This is a genomic window from Arthrobacter nitrophenolicus (genome assembly GCF_000332815.1).
Taxonomy (GTDB): Bacteria; Actinomycetota; Actinomycetes; order Actinomycetales; family Micrococcaceae; genus Arthrobacter; species Arthrobacter nitrophenolicus.
Genome location: NZ_AOFD01000048.1, coordinates 15,224 through 33,417, shown reverse-complemented (window position 1 = coordinate 33,417; position 18,194 = coordinate 15,224). Strand labels below are relative to the sequence as shown.

Genomic DNA, 18,194 nt, shown 5'->3' with positions numbered 1-18,194 from the left:
GTTACCGGCTTTCAAAGAACTTTGCAAACCAGCGTTTCCGCGATCCGCGTCCCTCTCGACCGCCCCCAACCAGTTTCCGGCGCCCTGACGAGCCACCAGTTTTGGTCTTAGTTTTAGGGGGTTTGGCCGCCCGCGGTAACCAGCTCTTCGCTGTCTCCCTCGCGGCGACTCAGAAAACAATACACGCCCCCGAACCCCACCGCAACCCGACCCCACCACCCCACCAAAACCCCGCAAACACGCGCCAAAACCACCCACCACAACCCCCAAACCACCACCCGCCGTCGCAATAACTTCCTGTGGGCTGCAACACAGGCCGAACTCCGGCAGTTCCGGCTGTGGGTTAAAGCAAGAAAGGGCCGGCAACCGTGATGGTTGCCGGCCCTTCCCGAGCAGCTGGTATCAGCTTTGCGGGATTACCAGGAAGACTTGGTGATGCCCGGGAGTTCGCCCTTGTGGGCCATGTCGCGGAAGCGGACACGGGAGATGCCGAACTTCTGGAAGGTGCCACGGGGGCGGCCATCGATGATGTCGCGGTTACGCAGACGGATCGGGGACGCGTTGCGGGGCAGCTTCTGCAGGCCCAGGCGGGCTGCTTCGCGTGCTTCGTCGGTTGCGTTTTCGTCAACCAGGGTCTTCTTCAGTTCGAGGCGCTTGGCAGCGTAACGCTCAACGATGACCTTGCGCTGCTCGTTGCGAGCAATCTTGGACTTCTTAGCCATGTTTAGCGCTCCTCTCGGAATTCGACGTGCTGGCGGATCTTGGGGTCGTACTTCTTCAGGACCAGGCGGTCCGGGTCGTTACGACGGTTCTTGCGGGTTACGTAGGTGTAACCCGTGCCCGCAGTCGACTTGAGCTTGATGATCGGACGTACGTCCTTGTCCTTTGCCATTAGAGCTTCACCCCACGAGCCAGGATTTCGGCGACGACTGCGTCGATGCCGCGTACGTCGATGGTCTTGATGCCACGAGCAGAGACCTGCAGTGTGACGTTACGGCGCAGGGACGGAACCCAGTAGCGCTTCTTCTGGATGTTCGGATCGAACCGGCGCTTGTTGCGGCGGTGCGAGTGCGAAATGCTGTGCCCAAAGCCCGGCTCGGCCCCGGTCACTTGGCAGTGTGCTGCCATGACTTCTCCTCAAGAATTGAATGTAATGATCCGCATATCTGCTGCTGGACCATGCTGCTAAGGGCGACCCAAAAATAAAGAAGGGCGAACGGTTAGTCACGCAACTTGAGCCCCTAACTACCGGCCACCCTGGAGAAAATACCGGGCAACCGGAGCAATTGCGCACGCTCCGCGCACTTAGCGCCTACCAAGTCTACGAGTTCGCGCAATTAAAGACCAATCCGGGGGAAATGGGTGTATAAGCGGGCCCGACGGCGGCACCTGCCGTGCGCCTAAAGCCGGGTCAGCTGGGGGTACTTGGGCGAGAGGTTGTCTCCCGACGATTTGCCTGTGACGCGGCGGACCACCCACGGCCCGGCGTATTCGCGGAACCACTGGGCGTTGGCGCGCAGGGCCTCGGCACCGCGAAGTTCCGGTACCGGGGTCATGGGCGGGATGTCGATGGAGTGGTCATACTTGAGCACCTCCATCACCCGCTTGGCCATATTGGCGTGCCCCGCAGCGGACATGTGCATGCGGTCCTTCGCCCACATGCCCCAGTCGTAGTACTCGCTGAAGCGCCAGTAGTCGACCAGAAGGGCCCCATGATCACCTGCGATGCCGCGGACCAGCTCGTTGTAGATGGCTGTGCGGCCGCGCATCGTGCCGAAGACCTTGGAGCCGCGGGCGTCGAATCCGGTGAACATCAGCACTGTGGCGCCGGTGGCAGCCAGCTTACGGATGCCGTCGTCGTACTCTGCCAGCAGGTCGTCGATGTCGATGCGGGGGCGCAGGATGTCGTTTGCGCCCGCGTAGATGCTCGCCAGGGTGGGTTTGAGCTCGACGGCGGCGTCCACCTGTTCGGCAAGGATCTGCCGGAGCTTCCTGCCGCGGATGGCGAGGTTGGCGTAGCCGAATCCCGGGTCCGCAGCACCAAGCTGCTCTGCCACCCGGTCAGCCCAGCCCCGGACGCCGTTGGGACGGGTGGGATCGTCGTCGCCCACCCCTTCGGTGAAGGAGTCGCCGAGGGCCACGAACCGGGAGGTGAAATCCATAGCGGCTAGTTTGCCATCCGTTGCCGGGAGCAACCAACCGGGCGGGAGCCCCGCGGTCGGGTGACTAGTTTTCGCGGAGGATCCAGTGGTCCGCGTCCAGGCGGCCCACAACTTTTTCGCCGATCCGGGCGAGGTCCAGGACGTCCTGCTCGGTCAGGGCGTCAAGGAAGAGGTCGCGTACCGATTCCACGTGGTCCGGCGCCAGGCCGACGATGGTGGCCATCCCTTCATCGGTGAGGTGGGCGATGGTGACCCGGGCGTCGTGGGGATGCGGCCGGCGCTCCACCCATCCGCGCTTCTGCAGCTTGGTCACCACGTGGGACAGCCGGGACAGGGACGCGCTGCTCCGGGCAGCGAGTTCGCTCATGGGCAGGAACCGCTCGTCCGCCTCGGACAGCATTGCCAGAACGGTGTAGTCGAACAGCGAGAGTTTGCCGGCAGCGTGCAGTTTTGTGTCCAGGGCTGCGGGCAGCAGGGTGTTGATGCTCACCAGGGCCAGCCAGGCACGTCGTTCATCGGGGTTGAGCCACCGCGGTTCGGTCATTCCCATATTCTACGATTGATCTTTCAAGCGAAGCCCCCGGGCCCGGCTGTCCGGGCGCCGGTAGGCTATGGCGCATGTATGTTGTCTCCCTGACCTACCGGGTTCCGCAGGACATCGTCGATTTCCACAATGACGCGCACATCAGCTGGCTGCAGAAAGCATTCGACGACGGCGTCTTCATCGCCGCAGGCCGCAAGGTTCCCCGGACCGGCGGGCTGCTGCTGTCCCGGGCGGACCGCGCCACGCTGGACGCCAGCCTGGCGCAGGACCCGTTCTACACCAATGGCGTGGCCGATTTCGAAGTGGTGGAGTTCCACGCCGGCCGGGTGGCGCCGGGCTTCGAGAACCTGCTGGACACTCCTCCCCCAGCCACCAGCTAAGACGGCTGGGTCGGCTGCCGCGCGGTGCCGCCGTCGAACGACTCCGCCGCCAGCTTCTTCAGCCCGCCTTTCCTGGGGACTTTGACCGGTTGGGGCCAGCGCGGGCTCAGTTGGTCCCCCAACGTGACGCCGCGCAACTTGCGTCCGAAAAGCGGCAGGACCCAGTCGTTCACCCAGCGGCGCTGCCGCCGTTCCCATTCCCGCAGCGTGACAGGCGTTGGCGGCTCCCAGTCCATGGGTTTGATCTTGTGCGGCACGCCCAGCTGGTCCAGCACCTGCCCGGCCAGGTACTTGTGTCCGGCCTTTGACATGTGGAGCCGGTCCGAGTCCCACATCCGCCGGTCGTGGAAGGCATCCAGGCACCAGTAATCCACCAGGACCGCCCCGTACTTGGCGGCTATGTCACGGACGCGTTGGTTGTAGAAGGAATTGCGCTTCCTCAGCGGTTCGAGCAGCGCGGACACCTTGACGTCGAAGCCGGTGAACAGCACAACGGTGGCTCCGGTTCCCGCCAACTGGCGGACGAACTCCTCATAGTCAGCCATCAGCACAGCCATATCTGTCTTGAGGTCAAGGATGTCGTTGCCGCCGGCGTAGAGGGTGACCAGCGTCGGCCGCATCTGCAACGCAGGCTCCAGCTGCTCATCGATGATCTGCCGGAGCCGCTTGCTGCGGATGGCCAGGTTTGCGTACTTCCACCCCGGCTGTGCCTTGGCGAGTTTCTCCGCCACGCGGTCGGCCCAGCCCCGGACCCCGTTGGGCAGCCGCTCGTCCCGGTCCCCCACTCCCTCGGTGAATGAGTCCCCCAGGGCAACGAACACCCGCCGCCCGAAGTCAGGAAGCAAAGGTTCACGCACCACAGCGCCAACCTAGCCACCAAAAGAAAAGGAAGTACGACGCCGGGATGAACAGTAAGTGCGAGAGCGTCCGGGTTTACGCCGCCAAACGTGAGCGCGAGTCCAGGTTTTAGCAGCCAGATGTGAGCGGGCGTTTGGTGACGTGCGGATAAGCCGTGACTGGCGGCTTGCGTAGGAGCGCATCGCCGACCAGAGCTGAATGAGGCCGCCCGCGGCCGAAGGAAGCGGCGGGAGGTGTCTAAGCGACGGCAAGCCGGCAGTCACGGTGACCCAACCAGGCGGAGGGGCTTAGCCCTCGGCTTTGCCCTGCCTCCAGTACCCCATGAACGCAACCTGCTTCCGGTCGATGCCCACGTCGCGGACGAGGTACCGGCGCATGTCCTTGATGACGGCTGCTTCGCCGGCGATCCACGCGTAGAAGGGCATGGCACCGGCCGGCATGTCCGGGTTCTTGGTGGCGATGATCTCGGACGTTTCCATGCGGGACGGGGTTTCCCAGAGGATGTCCACGTCCACGTTGACGTCCTCGGGCTCGGGTCCGGCGCCGCCGTCCACTTCTTTGATCCCCACCCAGCCGGGTACGGGAACGGCTTTGCGGACTGCTTCCTGCAGCAGTTCTCCGTGCGGCCGGGACCGGCCGATCTGCGCGCCCCTGGCCAGCCAGGTGATTTCGACGTCGGCCGGTGAGGTGAGTTCCAGGAAGTCGCCCGCCTCGGGGACCTCGAGGAAGGCGTGGCCGGTCATGTACTCCGGCAGGCTTTGCAGGATGGCGGAGATGGCCGGGACAGCCGTTTCGTCGCCGGCAAGCAGGATCCGCTGGGCCAGGCCGGGCCGCCATTCGATGCCGGAGTAGATCTCGGCGGTGACGCAGTGCGCGGCGCGGTTGTTCGGGCCGATGATGGTGATGGCGTCGCCCGGCTTGGCGTTGAGGGCCCAGTTGGCAGCCGGACCGCCGTGGCCGTGGTCATCGAAATGCATCACGAAGTCGACGTCGATCTCCGGGTACACGGCGTCCAGCCGGGCCTGCCGGACCGTATAGGTGCGCATCGAACCGCGGACGGCGGGGTCCATCTCCAGCCATTCGCGGTACCACCCTGCCTCGGCCATTTCGAAGACCGGCAGCGGAATCTGCGTGCCGTCTGCGGCGAGGGACGGGATCATGAGCTTGATCCGCAGGTCCAGGGTGCCCCCGTGGACGCCGAAGTCCCGCAGCGAGTAGCCGCCGAACGTGATCCTGCGGAAGTTGGGGCTGAGTTCCTGGACGGATGAGACGGTGACCTCGAACGCCAGGGTCATCGGCTCCGTGTTCATCGGTTTGGTGTTCATCGGCTTGGTGTTCATCGGCTTGGCGGACGCAGCATCTCGGGTCTTCATGAAACAAGCTCCAGTTCGGTGGGGACGTGGTGGCGGCCGATGGGAATGATCAGGGGTGTTCCGGACACGGGGTCCGGGATGACGCGGGAGTCGAGGTTAAAGACGCTGCGGACCAGGCTTTCGGTGACCACCTCACGCGGGTTGCCCACGGCCACCACGGCGCCTGCTTTCATGGCGATGACGTTGTCCGCGTAGCGGGCAGCGAGGTTGAGGTCGTGCAGGACGATTGCCACAGTGGTGCCGCGCTTGCGGTTCAGGTCCGTCACCAGGTCCAGGACCTCCACTTGGTGGGCGAGGTCCAGGTAGGTGGTGGGTTCATCCAGCAGCAGGACGTCGGTTTCCTGGGCGAGGGCCATGGCGATCCACACCCGCTGCCGCTGCCCGCCGGAGAGTTCATCCACGTCCCGCTCGGCGAGGGCCAGCGTCTCGGTTGCTTCCAGCGCGCGCTGGACGGCGGCGTCGTCCCCCTCCCTCCAGCTGCGGAAGAAGCCCTGGTGCGGGTAGCGGCCGCGGCCCACCAGGTCGCGGACGGTGATGCCGTCCGGAGCAGTGGGGTGCTGCGGCAGGAGGCCCAGGATACGGGCCAGCTCACGGGCGGGCCGGGAGTGGATGTCCTTCCCGTCCAGCGTGACGGCACCGGATGCGGGTTTCAGGAGCCGGGACAGGCCGCGGAGCAGCGTGGACTTCCCGCAGGCATTGGCGCCGACGATCATGGTCACCTTGCCCTCGGGGATTTCGACACTCAGGCCGTCCACCACGCAGCGCTGGTCGTATTTCAGCGTCAGGTCCTTGGCATTGAGAACAGCCACGTCAGGCGTCCTTTCGGTTGGCCGTGACCAGGAGCCACAGCAGGAAGGGGGCGCCGAGCGCGCCGGTGATGACGCCGACCGGCAGGACGGTGCCGTCCAGCAGCAGCGGGGCAAGGTTGGCGGCGAAGTAGTCGGCCGCGAGGACGATGAGCGCGCCCACCAGGGCCGACGCCGGGAGGCTGGCCTTGCCGGTGAAGCGGCGGGCGATGGGCCCGGCAAGGAAGGCGACGAACGCTACCGGGCCCGCTGCCGCCGTCGCGACGGCCGCGAGGGTGACGGCGATGATCACGAGGGCGAGGCGCGACGCGTTGACGCGGACGCCCAGGCCGGCGGCGGCGTCGTCCCCGAGTTCAAGGATGCGCAGCGGCCCGGCGATGACGGCCACGGCGGGGATGAGGACCACCAGCGCGAAGAACAATACGCCGGCGCGGTCCCAGTTGGCGGAGTTCAGGGAGCCGTTGAGCCAGACCAGGGCGTCGGCGGCGGTGCGGATATCGGCGCGGGTCATCAGGAAGTTGACCACCGCGTGGAGTGCGGCCGCGATGCCCACGCCGGCCAGGACCAGCCGGTTGCCGGCAGCGCTGCCGCGGCTGGTTCCGCGCAGGGCTCCCCCGGCGGAGATTGCGTAGATGAGCCCGGCCACGGCCAGGGCACCGGCCAGGGCCGCCCCGGAGACGACCGCGCCGGACGCGCCGAAGATCACGATGGCGATGACGGCGGCGGCGCTGGCACCGTAGCTGATCCCAATGACGTCGGGGCTGGCCAGCGGATTACGGAGCATTGTCTGGAACAGCGCACCGGCGAGGCCGAACGCGAGCCCGATCATGGTGCCGATGACCGCCCGCGGAAGCTTGTTTTCCATAACGATGAAGCTGGCACCGGGAATCTTCTCGCCGCCCGTCAGGTGCGCGGCCAGGATCCTGAAGAAGTCCGGGATGGTGACGGTGTAGCTGCCGAGCAGGACGTACACCGCAAACAGGATCACGACGCCGGCAGCCAGCACGGCGGTCCGGTTCAGGGACAGGCGGCCGCGGCGTTGCTCCATCACGGGGGCGAGGGTCACAGTCCGGCCCCTTTCCCGCGGCGGATCAGCCAGACGAACACGGGAGCACCCACAAGGGCGGTCATGATGCCTGCGGGAACTTCGCCGGGGAGCAGCACAACCCGGCCGATGATGTCGGCGGCAAGCAACAGCACGGGAGCAGCCACCAGGGAGAACGGCAGGATCCACCGGTAGTCGGGTCCGGTGAGGAACCGGACGGCGTGCGGAACCACCAGGCCAACGAAGGCGATCGGCCCGGCAAGGGCGGTGGCCGTCCCGCAGAGCAGGACGATGCCCAGTGCAGTGACCGCGCGGGTCAGGCCCACGCGCTGGCCGAGTCCCCGGGCAATATCATCGCCGAGGGCAAGGCTGTTGAGGATGCGTCCGGTCAGGAGCACAATGACGGCGCCCACGGCCAGGAAAGGTATCCCGGGAATGACTACGGACCAGTCACGGCCGGCCACGCCGCCCACCTGCCAGAAGCGGAAACGGTCCAGGGTGTCCTGGCTGGAGACCAGGATGACGTTCATCAATGAGTAGAGGCCTGCGCTGAGCGCGGCACCGGCGAGTGCCAGCTTTACGGGCGTGGCACCGTCCCGGCCGAGCGATGCGATGAGGTACACCACGACGGCGGCAACCGCGGCGCCGATGAAGGCGAACCAGATGTAGCCGGAGAAGGTGGCGACCCCGAAGACGTAGATGCCGGTCACCACTGCCAGTGCGGCTCCGGCGTTAACGCCCATAATGCCGGGATCGGCGAGCGGGTTGCGGGCGACGCCCTGCATGGCCGCGCCCGCGAGGCCCAGCGCGCCGCCGGCCAGGAGGCCGAGCACGGTCCGGGGGATCCGGGCGTGGACTACTGCGTGGTCCCCGTTCGCGGGATCAAAGGAGGTCAGCGCCTCCCATACGGTGCCGAGGGGAATGCCCCGGGCGCCAATGGCCAGGGACGCCCCGGCCAGGATCGCCAGCACGACGACGGCGGCCAGCAGCCAGGCGGCCCGCTTTCCTCCAGAGGCGGGGCCGCGGGAGGGACCCTTCGGTCCTTTCACCTGCACCGCGGTGCCGGTGTCCCCTCCCCGGGAGGCCGCCGTCGTCGTACTGTGCGTCACGGAACGGTGCTTACTTCACTGCGTCCGCTGCGCTGGCCAGCTGCGGCAGGAACGTGTCCAGCGACCACGGCAGGCTCAGCGGGGAGGCGGCGGAGATGGACAGCGTCAGCGTGTTGTCCGAATCTGCAACCAGGGCACCGTTCTTGATGGCGGGGATCTGGCTCAGCAGCGGGTCGGCCTTGATGGCGTCCGCGGTGGAGGAATCCGGAACCCAGGTCACGAAAACGTCGGATTCGAGCTCATTTGCCTTCTCGGCAGACCACGGGATGAAGAACTCCTTGGAGTCCTTGGAGTTTTCCTCCACCACGGGGGCAAGCGTCATGCCGATGTCGGAGAGGAAACGGGGGCGGTTGTCGTTGGCCGTGTAGACGTTGACACCGTCACCCTTGGCCGGCTCCAGGTTGCCGTAGATAAAGCTCTTGCCTTCGATCTGCGGGTACTCGGCGACCTTCTCCTTGATGGTGGCCTCAGTGTCGGAGATTAGCTTGGTGGCTTCGGCGTCCTTGCCGAGGGCCTTGCCGATGATGGAGGTGGAGTCCTGCCAGGAGGTGCCGTAGGCCAGTTCCGGGTGGGCAACGACCGGTGCGATCTCGCTGAGCTTCTTGTAGTCCTCTTCGGTCAGGCCCGAGTAGGCGGCCAGGATGACGTCCGGGGTGAGCTTGGCGATCTCGGTGAAGTTGATGCCGTCCGCCTCGGAGTACTGGACCGGGGCCTTGTCTGAGCCGAAGCCGGCGCCGAGCTCCTCGAGGGCTGCGTCCTTCCAGGGGGTGGAGCCCTGCTCGTTGCCGCCCCACTCATTCTTGGGGACACCAACGGGAACAACACCCAGGGCAATGGCGACGTCGTCATTGACCCAGGAGACGGTGGCTACGCGGGTGGGCTGCTTCTCAATGGTGGTTTTGCCGAATGCGTGTTCGATGGTGACCGGGAACTGCGAGCTGCTGGAGCTGGAGGCGCCGGCGTCCGTGGTGGAGGACGCGGGGCCGGTGGAGCAGGCCGAGAGGGTGAGTGCCGCTGCGGCCAGAACAGCCGTCGCCTTGCCGGCTGATTTGAACAGCGTGCGGCGTGTGGCACTAAGGCCTGTGAAGAGGGGGGAAGTCACGGAACTCCTTAAGTGAACGATGCGAACTTAAGTAAGGCTAGCCTACCCTCCACTGCATTACGCAACGTTTACGTGTCTTATTCCCCATCGTGACGAAGGACACAAGGACAGGCGCGTGCCGCTGCCTTGGACAGGGCATGCCTCTTTTGGCAGGATGACACTGCTGGTTCCGCAAGTGGCCAGCCAGCCGGCAGAAGAGACGGGATACACGGAGAAATGTGCACGCGCAGGGCCTTGGGCGCCGCCGCTGCCATGGGAAGCGGGGCGGCCGCTTTGGCCTGCTCCGCGGGGAATGACTGACCCCTTTTTTCCTGACCCACCATCGGGTCCAATCTCTTACGAAAGTACAGCCATGCAATCAGTCACGCCCCAACAGATCCGGGCATCCTTCATCAATGCAAGCCGCTCCGAGGCGGCCAAACTCAACCTGCCCAAGGATTTCGACTCCCTCGACTGGGACAACCTCGAGTTCCTGGGCTGGCGGGACGGGAAGATGCCCCTCCGCGGGTACCTGGTAGTCCCCGGCCCCAAGGGCCTGACCGGCATCATGCTGCGTGCCCCCGAAGGCGGCGCCCGGAAGAACCGTTCAGTCCTCTGCGAGCTCTGCCGGGACGTCTTTTCCAAGGAGGACGTGCTCCTGTGGGTGGCCAGGCGGGCCGGCCAGTCCGGACGCGACGGCAACACCGTAGGCACCCTCATCTGCGCCGACTTCCTGTGCTGCGGAAACGTGCGCAAGGAACCGCCGGCCAACGAGATCAATCCGGACCCTGCCGCCGTCGTCCTTCGCCAGATTGAAGGCCTGAAGGACCGCACCGCCCAGTTCCTGGGTCGGGTGCAGGATCAGCGGTAGGAAAAGCTCATCAGCACTTCTTTGAGGGCCTGTCCTTCTGCGCCGGCGAACCACGCCTTCGCCGCCTCGTCGCCGGCAAAGGGGCCTCCGGTGAATACGACGCCGGCCATCAGGATGCGGTTTCCGCCGATGATGGAAGCGTCAGCAACTTCCCTGCCGTCAGGCGAGAGGGCCGCTCCTGCAGTGAGGGACAACTTGTAATGGAGTTCGCCGTAGATGTTGTCCACATAGAAAGAGGCATGGGTGTCCGCCGGGCCTGACTGCCCCTGCAACCCCGGGACCGGCTCTGAAAAGAACACGGTCCTGGTGAGGGGGCCGGCAACGGCACCGCCCACCTCGCTGTAGAAGATCCTGATCTGTTCGTTTCCGGCGGCGTCATACACGGTGGCATGTTCAACGGAGGGTGATTCCACACCCTGGCTGTGCGCCACCCGCCAGCCGGCCGGATGCGCAAAGGCCAGGCGGCCATCGGGAAAGGTATAGGTCACGGAAGCGGCGGGGGCTGGAGCGGAAGCCGACGACGGAGGCGGGGCGGCCGGCGCAGCTTCCTCTACCGGTGTGGTGGCAGGGGACGTGGTGACGCCGGGCAGGGCCGGTTGCGGGGCGGGGGCCGATTGCGACGCCGGGCCCGTGGCTGTGCCGCCGCTTCCGGGCTCGGCATTGGCCATGCAGCCGGTCAGCGACAGTGCGGCGGAGGCAGTAGCCGCGAGGAAAAAGATCACACGTCGTGCCGAGCGCATGTAAGTGCCTTCCAGTAAAAGGGATGTGGTGCGGAAGCCCGCCCTGGCGGAATGCCAGGACGGGCTTCCCTGACTGCCGGTCAGTGGTAGGAGAAGCTCATGAGCACGGACTTCAGGGCCCGGCCCTCGGCACTCCAGTACCAGGTTTGCGCCGCCTCAGGACCCTCGAACCGTGGTTCATCGAACAGCACATCTGCGGTCAGAATGCGGTCGCCGATTCTGACGAGGCCGTATTGCACCTGCCCGTCGGGCGAGACGGGCGATCCTGGCGTGAGTCCCATCCGGTAAGTAACCACGCCATCGGCGCGATCAATGAAGAACGAAGAACTGGGTGTGGGAACGGAGGCGCCGATCAGCCTGGCACCGGATCCGTCTCAATGATGTTCCTGCTGACGTTTCCGGCCGTGGCGTCGCCGACCTGGCTGTAGTACACGGCGATCTGCTCCTTGCCGCTGGCATCCAGGACGGTCGCCGTCTCCACGGCGGGGGACGCTGACACCTGCTCGTGCTTCACGCTCCAGCCCGCCGGGTACGCAAATGACAGGCGGCCGTCTGCGAACGTGAAGGCCTCCGGCCCCTGGGGCACGGGAGAGGAGGTGGCGGCGGGAACAATGGACGGCTCCGGGCTGGGCGCGGCCGTTGAGGCGGAGGGCGCCGGGGACGCGCTCCCCGCAGGGGTGCCGGCAGCACAGCCCGCGAGGGACAGCGCCGCCGCAGCGACCGCGGCCAGGAGGAAGGATGCTCGTTGTTGTGGGTGCATCGGAATGCCTTTCAAGATGACGCCATCGTCCTCTTGGGGAACAGTGCGGAACCCCAGATTGTCCGCAGTACCTATGGGATTTACTAAGGCGAGGTGGTTGGTAGAGCCAAGAGTGGCACATCAAAATCGCAGCCCACCAGAGCCGGAGCAATAAATCCATCAATTTGTTATATATGGTTTCGGATCAGCGGAGGACGATATCCACCGGGTTGGCTTCGGACCGCCAGGCCCCCTCCTCACCAGGCCGGGGCTTGATCACCGGGGCTGTCAGGACGCCGGACCGGTTGGTGCGCCGGTCCCGGAGGATCTCGGTCACCGAGCCCAGGTGCCGGGACAGGTCAATCACGTTTTCCGGGGCAGCCAGCAGCAGCTGGAATCCGAACTCGTGCAGCGCCTTGATGCCGGCACCGGCGAATTCCTCCGAGGCCAGGACGAAGGCCTCATCCATCATCACAGTGCCGTACGTGGTGAACCCCTGTTCGGCGATGCCCAGCTGGTAGCTCAGGGCAGCGGCCATGATGAAGGCGGTGAAGCGCTGCCGCTCACCGCCGGACATGGAGCCCGTGTCCGCATGCATGAAGACGTCGGTCTTCTTGCCGCTGTTTTTCCCGTTTGACGGGGTTCCGGCCACCTCACGGTGCTCCTTGCACTGGATGAACAGGTGTCCACGGACGTCCAGCACCTCGGCCCGCCAGCGCCGGTCCTCCGGCGCCTGCGAACCCAACCGCTTCACCAGCGTCTCCAGCGACTTGTAGCGCGCGGTGAGCTCGTCGTCGTCGTTCTTGTCCCCGCCCGCGGCATCGGGACGGGAAGGCCGGGCGTGGCGGGCCTTGAGCGCGTTCTGGATGGCGTCCTTGAACTGCTTGGCCGTGGGCGGCAGGGTCTGCTTGATGTCCAGTTCCAGGTAGCTGCCCTCGTGGAAGTTCACCTGCGACAGGATGCCGTTGAGGGGCAGGATCCGGCTGGTGATGGAGCGGCGCTCCTCGTCCAGGAGGTGCAGCAGGGTGCTGAAGGACTCGTGCGTGCGCTGGTTGAAGAACTGCCGGAACTCGGCTTCCTGCGCCGGCAGCCCGTCGCTCACAATCGCGTGGTACCGGCTTTCGAATTCACTGGCAGCACCGATGGAAGTGCCGTGGTCGGCGGAGATGGCACTCCCCCAGTCCCGTACGAAGCCCTCGAAGATACGGGTCAGCCGCTCGGCGGTGGCCTGCCCGCGGGACTCGGCCGCATGCAGCTCGCCCAGCAGCGCAGTCCGCACCCGGTTGGCCAGGTTGTCCAGTTCGTGCATTTCGGTCACGTCGCCAAAGTCGGCGAAGTACGGTTCCAGCGCGGCAACCGTGGCGTCCGACGGCGGCGACTGGGCCAGGCGTTCACGCGCGCCTTCCAGCATGGAATCGGCGGCGGTCAGCTGCCGGTCCAGTGCCTTGTACTCACTCTGCAGGACCGCGGCGGCCTCCGTGCTGGACTGGTGCTTCTGGCGTACCTCCTCGATGGTGGCGCGCAGGGGTTCAAGGTCGGCCTGGGCGGCAAGGGCGTCCTTGAGCCGCTGCTCAATGCGCGCCAGCTCATCCGCTGCCACCGCGGCAGACACCTGTTCCCACGGGCGGTCGTCCTCCGCGATGCGGCGCAGGGCGTCAAGCTGCCGGCTCATGCCCTGGTGCGAATCCTCGCGGCTTTGTGCGAGTTCGGCGGCCTTGGCCACTTCCTGCCGGAGATCCTCCACCTGGCCGGCCACGAGTTCCAGCTTGGCGGCGTTGTCGAAGCCCAGGACGTAATCCTGCCGGCTGGTGAAGCGGTCGTCCTTTTCCACGGTGTGGCGGTTTCGCTTGACTACGCCGCCCAGGCTCAGGCCCTTGTCCAGCCCGGCCAGTTCGTCGGGGTCCTCCACGCAGGGGTAGGCGAAGTCGAGGGCGATCCGTTCCCGGATCCATGCCCCTGGTTCAGCAGCCGCACCCGTGGCGAGGATGTCCAGCTTGGTGAGCAGGTCGCCGTCGCGCACGTCCTCCACGGCCAGCGCGCCGCCGGCCAGCGGCTTGGAGACATCCACTGCCCGCAAGGCGCCGCGCACCTTGTTGTCATTCAGGTACCGCGTGACGGCGGCGAAGTGCTCGCCCGGAACCAGCAGCGTGGTGGCCAGGCTGCGGAGCGCGCGTTCGGCCGCCGGCCGCCAGCGCTCCTCCCCCTCAGCCAGGTCCATCAGCTCACCGGCGAACGGCATCCGCTCTTCCGGGATGCCGGTGGCGGCAGCAATCGCGGAACGGTTTTCAATGCTCGACGGCGGCAGCAGGGACTTGCGCGTCTTCAGTGAGACGAGTTCCTGCTCAGCCGCTGCCAGTTCGCGTTTCTTCGTCGCGTGGGCGTCGAAGGCCTCGAACCGCAGCTCCTGCAGGGCCTGCGAATCGTCCTTCAGCTCGGCAGACCGTGCCGCCGCCTGCTCATGCGCCTGCTCCCAGCCCCCGGCCGTCCACTCAAGCCGCAACCCGGCGTCGGCGAGCGCCTGCTGGGCCGATTCCTCCACCTGCTGGCGGAGCTTCAACCCCACCCGGGCGTTTTCCAGCGACTGCTCGATGGCGGAAATCGCGTTGCCGCCCTGGCTGTTGTAGTCGGTCTCCAGCTGGCGCAGTTCCTTGGCCAGGCCGTCCCGGACGGCGCGCTCGGCCCCAAGCTCCTTGGCCTTCGCCTGGGCCAGCTCCTTGAACCGGACCAGCGTCTTCTCGTGGACCGTGACGGCCAGCCGCTGCCGGTACGCCTCGAACTCCTCGCCGGCAAGCTCCCGCAGCCGGTTCGCGTCCAGGAGCGACTGCGCATACTCACGGTTCAGCCCTGGAACGGGAGCCAGCTGGTCGCGCTGCTGCCGTACGTCCTCCAGCCGCTGCCGGATGGACATCAGGTTGCTGAACTCCTCCACCACGTCGTCCGCGGCGGCAAGGGTGGCGGGCGCATCCAGCACCTGGTCGCGGAAGAACGTGTTGACGCTGCCGCCCAGTCCCTTGCCCGCCTGGATGACGCGCAGGAGCGGAAGCGCCTGGTCCGAGTTGATGCCCAGCAGGCGGCGGAAGCGCTCGGCGAAAGCCTTGTGCACGTCGAAAACCTGGGCGTGCGGGAACGTCGACTCAAGCACAGCCTTGGTGAACCGCTTGTCGGCGATGCCCTCCACGGCCTCCAGGTCCAGGGGCGTGCTGTCGATCAGGTAGAACCGGCCCACGCTGGATTCCGTGCCGTTCTTCGGCAGGTCGAACAGCGCCGAGACCGTCACCCTGGTGCCGGCCGCGTTGTCGAACGTCAGCGCGACGGCGGACCAGGTGGCACCCGGGCGCTGGAACGCACTCGCCGATCCCTCGCCCACGGCCTTGTCACCCACCTTGCCGCGCATGTAGGTGAAGGTGGTCCGCTTGTCCTCCACGGCCCCGCCCGAACGCTGCGCCGCCGCTTCGTTGGACCGCGGCCGGGCATCGAACACCCGGAGCATGGCATCGAACAGCGTCGACTTGCCCACGCCGGAGTTGCCGGTGAGCAGCGTGCCGTCCCGGTCCACGTGCATGGTGTGCGCCCCGTGGAAGGTTCCCCAGTTGACCACCTGCACCAGCGCAAGCCGCATCTGGCCCGGGTTGGTCACCTCGCCCATCGGAAGCATGCTGGCGATACTCACTGTGCTGACTCCGCTTCGTCTTCCTCGGTTTCGACGGGCTCAACCACCGGATCGGCGTCGAGGTCGAGGAGGGGTTCTGTTCCTGACTGGTCTGCTGATGCTGCCACCAGGGCTTCGATGTGGGCCGGGATGTCGCCGATGTTTTCGAACGGGAGGGCCAGGGGCAGGGCGTTGGAGATGGTGTAGACATCATCCAGGCCCGTGGGAAGCAGGAGCTGGCGGGCCAGGAGCTTGGTGACGGCGCGGGTGACGACGTCAGAGTCGCGCAGGGCGTCCTGCTGGCCGGCGGGCTGGTAGTGGGCCACCAGGTCGGCGATCTCCTCGCGGGTGATGGTGGGATCCGTCTGGGCCGTGACGTGTCGGTCCAGCAGCAGGCGCAGCCGGAGCAGCACGATGGTCTCCACCCGGCTGAGTGCGCGTTGTTGCCGCAGGATGCTGGAGCGGGCGCCGCCGCCGATCACCTCCGGATCCACCGGGCGCAGGACCGCGATCTTGCGCTCATGGTCCAGCTGCATGGCCAGGAACAGCTCGGAAAGCCTGCTCCGCAGGATCACCTGGTTGTCCAGCAGCACCGTCCACAGCTTCTCGTCCCGGCCGCCGTCGATGTACGGGCCCTTCAGGAGCTTCACCAGCGCCTGCCGCACCTTCATGGACAGCACGCCGGTGTCCCCGGGGAACAGGGCAGCACCGTCAACGAACGTGTCGCGCGGAGTGACTGCTCCGGTGATTGAGCCAGTCGAAATCGGGGCTTCCCTGGTTTCGACGGGCTCAACCACCGGCGTCGTGATTTCTTCAGTCATTTGAATCCTTTGCGAGCGTGACCATGGGCAGGTAGGCCCTGCGCGTGGTGCCGTCTATCTGTTCGAAATCCAGGCCATCCCAGGCCCCGCGGTTGAAGTCGGCCCCGGCGTGCAGGGCTTCCGACAGGAGGGCACGGATGCTGTTGATGTGCTGCTCCTCGGGCGGCAGGTTCTGCCACGCCTCCGCGAGGGTTTCGGCACCTGCCATTGCCAAGCGGATGGCCTGGGGTTTGGCCTTGCCCGTCCGCACGGAGCGCACCCTGTCCGAGTCGCTGAAGGCGATGGGGTCCGCGAGTTTTGGCGGGGCGGCGAACTCGTCGGGGTCGAAGAGTTTCACCATGGAGAGGGACTCGAAGCCCGCGTTGTAGAGCACGGGTCCCGGCACCAGCCCCGGGCGGTCGCGCTCATAAGGCAGGGCGCGGATGGCCTGCTCGGCCTCGCGCAGGACCTGGCGGAGGCGGAGGGATTGGCGGAAGTCGTCGCTCTGGATGTAAGTGTTGAGGCTTTCGCTGAGCTTGCCGTAGATGCGCTGGATCTGGCTGTGCTGCTGGCGCAGTTCAGCCACCAGGTTCTTCAGGGTTTCGCGGTCCTCGGCGGAAAGCTCGTCCGCGAACTGCCGGCTCAGCACCTCGCCGATGGCGGAGCGGAACCGCAGTTGCTGCTGGGGATCCTCAAGGAAGGCCGTGAACGAGCGGAAGGTCCTGCCCTCCGGGCTCTGGCGGAGCCGCTTGTCCGCCTCCAGCACCTGGGCCATGGTGGCGCCCTTGGTCAGGGATTCCTCGATGATCTGGTTGCGCAGCTCACCCACCAGCTCCTCGATCCGGTCACGCATCTTCTTGTAGTCCGCCGGCAGGCTCGCGGCGAGGTCAAGGATGTTGCCGGCGGCCTCCACCGCTTCGTCATCGTCCAGCAGCCCGTCGAACTCGCCGCTGCTGATGTCCTGGATCAGCTGCTGGCGTTCCTCGATCTCCTCTTCCAGGGATTCGAGGCGCGCGCTCTGGTCCGGGTTTGTCTCGTTGGCGAGCTTTTCCACGTCCCCCAGGAGGGTGCCCAGGCGGGAGCCGTTGAGGGTTGAGCGTTCGCTGGACAGGCTGTCCAGGAAGGCGAGGACGCGGGCGGCAGGCTCGGTCACCTCGTACACGATCTGGCCTGACTGGTTCCGTCGGGTCAGGAACTGGCGGCGCGTCCACTCATCGCCGAAGGATTTGCCGTTGGCTCCGCCGCCCAGCCCGGGATCCTGCCGGCGCAGCTCTTCAAGGAAGGAGTCGACGTCGGCGTGGAACTCCTCAAGCGGAGCCTGCGGACGGGTGCGGGTGAAGGATGCCTGCAGCACCGCGATCACCCAGGGCGCCGAGCGCGTCAGGGCCCAGGCGGGCCCTTTGGTGAGGAGTTCGAGGTCCCGGAGCCGGGCGCTGATGGCGTCAGCTGATGACCTGGCGGAGCGGGGCACACACTCTCCTTGGGCTGTTTACGGGGCGGGGGCGGCGGCTTGGAACGGAAAACTGCCAGCTACAAGGTTAACCCAGCAGCCGCGACCGCTCCGTGACCTACTGCGCCGTAGGATTTCGATCCCATATCAACAGCTGTTTCCGGACGCCGGGGCTCTGGCCCCCCGCGAAGAAGTACCCCTACGCTTCTGCTACTGATCTTCGCCACCGCAACGCCGCAGCAGGGGGATTCATGCAGTTCGACCTAAGCACACTGGAAACCGGCACTCTTGTCTTTATCGGAACGCTGGTCTTTGCGCTCATCCTGGCAGCCTTCGTCCTTGCCGCAGGGCTGGCAGCGCTGGTGCTGCTGGGCGTGGGCAAGCTGGCATGGGTGGTGGTTGTGAACTCGCTCCTGGCGGTGGTCCATGGCATCAACGCGGGCTGGGACCGGCTGGTGCACCACGCCTCCACAGTGGACGTTGCCGGCGAACTCCAGGCCCAGTCCACCCCTAGCACCGGAACCTACCCGCGGGTAATATTGAGAGACAGCTAAAGGGTTCTCCAACCCGGCGGATCCATGGCTTCA

At 66.2% G+C, this 18,194-nt stretch carries 20 protein-coding genes; 3 read left to right on the top strand and 17 right to left on the bottom strand.

The window, feature by feature from the left end; all coding sequences use genetic code 11:
* Positions 1-416 precede the first annotated feature (416 nt).
* The 5 genes from rpsN to G205_RS15705 form a co-directional block, all read right to left on the bottom strand.
* Positions 417-722, bottom strand: a complete 306-nt coding sequence (gene rpsN / locus G205_RS15725; protein WP_009358853.1) for a 30S ribosomal protein S14 — start codon at positions 720-722, stop codon at positions 417-419.
* 2 nt (positions 723-724) lie between these two features.
* The gene (gene rpmG / locus G205_RS15720) at positions 725-892 is read right to left on the bottom strand and encodes a 50S ribosomal protein L33 (protein ID WP_003798558.1); all 168 of its coding nucleotides are present in this window, start codon (positions 890-892) and stop codon (positions 725-727) included.
* Positions 892-1,128 carry a 50S ribosomal protein L28 gene (rpmB, locus tag G205_RS15715; protein WP_009358852.1) on the bottom strand — a complete coding sequence of 79 codons (237 nt, stop codon included), beginning with the start codon at positions 1,126-1,128 and terminating at the stop codon, positions 892-894. Before rpmB ends, rpmG begins: the two co-directional genes overlap by 1 nt.
* Before the next feature lie 272 nt (positions 1,129-1,400).
* Entirely contained in the window at positions 1,401-2,162 is a 762-nt protein-coding gene (locus G205_RS15710; RefSeq protein WP_009358851.1) for an SGNH/GDSL hydrolase family protein, read from the bottom strand.
* A 64-nt stretch (positions 2,163-2,226) separates the two neighbouring features.
* A complete protein-coding gene (locus tag G205_RS15705) occupies positions 2,227-2,706 on the bottom strand; it encodes a MarR family winged helix-turn-helix transcriptional regulator (protein WP_009358850.1) in 480 nt (159 codons plus the stop codon).
* 74 nt (positions 2,707-2,780) lie between these two features.
* Here G205_RS15705 and G205_RS15700 point away from each other — a divergent pair, with 74 nt between their 5' ends.
* Entirely contained in the window at positions 2,781-3,086 is a 306-nt protein-coding gene (locus G205_RS15700) for a YciI family protein (RefSeq protein WP_009358849.1), read from the top strand.
* Here the strand turns inward: G205_RS15700 and G205_RS15695 are convergent.
* The 6 genes from G205_RS15695 to G205_RS15670 form a co-directional block, all read right to left on the bottom strand.
* The gene (locus G205_RS15695; protein ID WP_009358848.1) at positions 3,083-3,946 is read right to left on the bottom strand and encodes an SGNH/GDSL hydrolase family protein; all 864 of its coding nucleotides are present in this window, start codon (positions 3,944-3,946) and stop codon (positions 3,083-3,085) included. The genes G205_RS15700 and G205_RS15695 overlap by 4 nt on opposite strands.
* A gap of 285 nt (positions 3,947-4,231) precedes the next feature.
* Complete coding sequence (locus tag G205_RS15690; protein ID WP_407710477.1) at positions 4,232-5,269, bottom strand: siderophore-interacting protein; 1,038 nt, start codon at positions 5,267-5,269, stop codon at positions 4,232-4,234.
* A gap of 44 nt (positions 5,270-5,313) precedes the next feature.
* On the bottom strand, positions 5,314-6,126 hold the full coding sequence (locus tag G205_RS15685) for an ABC transporter ATP-binding protein (protein ID WP_009358846.1): 813 nt from the start codon (positions 6,124-6,126) through the stop codon (positions 5,314-5,316).
* Position 6,127: 1 nt separating this feature from the next.
* On the bottom strand, positions 6,128-7,171 hold the full coding sequence (locus G205_RS15680; protein ID WP_035753391.1) for a FecCD family ABC transporter permease: 1,044 nt from the start codon (positions 7,169-7,171) through the stop codon (positions 6,128-6,130).
* A gap of 14 nt (positions 7,172-7,185) precedes the next feature.
* Positions 7,186-8,223, bottom strand: a complete 1,038-nt coding sequence (locus G205_RS15675) for a FecCD family ABC transporter permease (RefSeq protein WP_235046970.1) — start codon at positions 8,221-8,223, stop codon at positions 7,186-7,188.
* 64 nt (positions 8,224-8,287) lie between these two features.
* On the bottom strand, positions 8,288-9,379 hold the full coding sequence (locus tag G205_RS15670) for an iron-siderophore ABC transporter substrate-binding protein (protein WP_009358843.1): 1,092 nt from the start codon (positions 9,377-9,379) through the stop codon (positions 8,288-8,290).
* Between the two features lie 352 nt (positions 9,380-9,731).
* On the opposite strand from G205_RS15670, the gene G205_RS15665 reads away from it, so the two are divergent.
* A complete protein-coding gene (locus tag G205_RS15665) occupies positions 9,732-10,229 on the top strand; it encodes an FBP domain-containing protein (RefSeq protein WP_009358842.1) in 498 nt (165 codons plus the stop codon).
* On the opposite strand, the gene G205_RS15660 is transcribed toward G205_RS15665, so the two are convergent.
* The 6 genes from G205_RS15660 to G205_RS15640 form a co-directional block, all read right to left on the bottom strand.
* A complete protein-coding gene (locus tag G205_RS15660; protein WP_035753383.1) occupies positions 10,220-10,969 on the bottom strand; it encodes a hypothetical protein in 750 nt (249 codons plus the stop codon). The two genes, G205_RS15665 and G205_RS15660, sit on opposite strands and share 10 nt — an antisense overlap.
* 80 nt (positions 10,970-11,049) lie before the next feature.
* Complete coding sequence (locus G205_RS23045; protein ID WP_235046969.1) at positions 11,050-11,250, bottom strand: hypothetical protein; 201 nt, start codon at positions 11,248-11,250, stop codon at positions 11,050-11,052.
* Positions 11,251-11,321: 71 nt separating this feature from the next.
* A complete protein-coding gene (locus G205_RS23040; protein ID WP_235046967.1) occupies positions 11,322-11,729 on the bottom strand; it encodes a hypothetical protein in 408 nt (135 codons plus the stop codon).
* Positions 11,730-11,913: 184 nt separating this feature from the next.
* On the bottom strand, positions 11,914-15,378 hold the full coding sequence (locus G205_RS15650; RefSeq protein WP_009358840.1) for an ATP-binding protein: 3,465 nt from the start codon (positions 15,376-15,378) through the stop codon (positions 11,914-11,916).
* The gene (locus G205_RS15645; protein ID WP_009358839.1) at positions 15,375-16,178 is read right to left on the bottom strand and encodes a DUF4194 domain-containing protein; all 804 of its coding nucleotides are present in this window, start codon (positions 16,176-16,178) and stop codon (positions 15,375-15,377) included. Before G205_RS15645 ends, G205_RS15650 begins: the two co-directional genes overlap by 4 nt.
* Positions 16,171-17,628, bottom strand: coding sequence for a DUF3375 family protein (locus tag G205_RS15640; protein WP_009358838.1), 1,458 nt, complete (start codon positions 17,626-17,628; stop codon positions 16,171-16,173). Before G205_RS15640 ends, G205_RS15645 begins: the two co-directional genes overlap by 8 nt.
* A gap of 230 nt (positions 17,629-17,858) precedes the next feature.
* Between G205_RS15640 and G205_RS15635 the strand changes: the two genes are divergently transcribed.
* Entirely contained in the window at positions 17,859-18,161 is a 303-nt protein-coding gene (locus G205_RS15635) for a hypothetical protein (protein ID WP_009358837.1), read from the top strand.
* Positions 18,162-18,194: the final 33 nt, after the last annotated feature.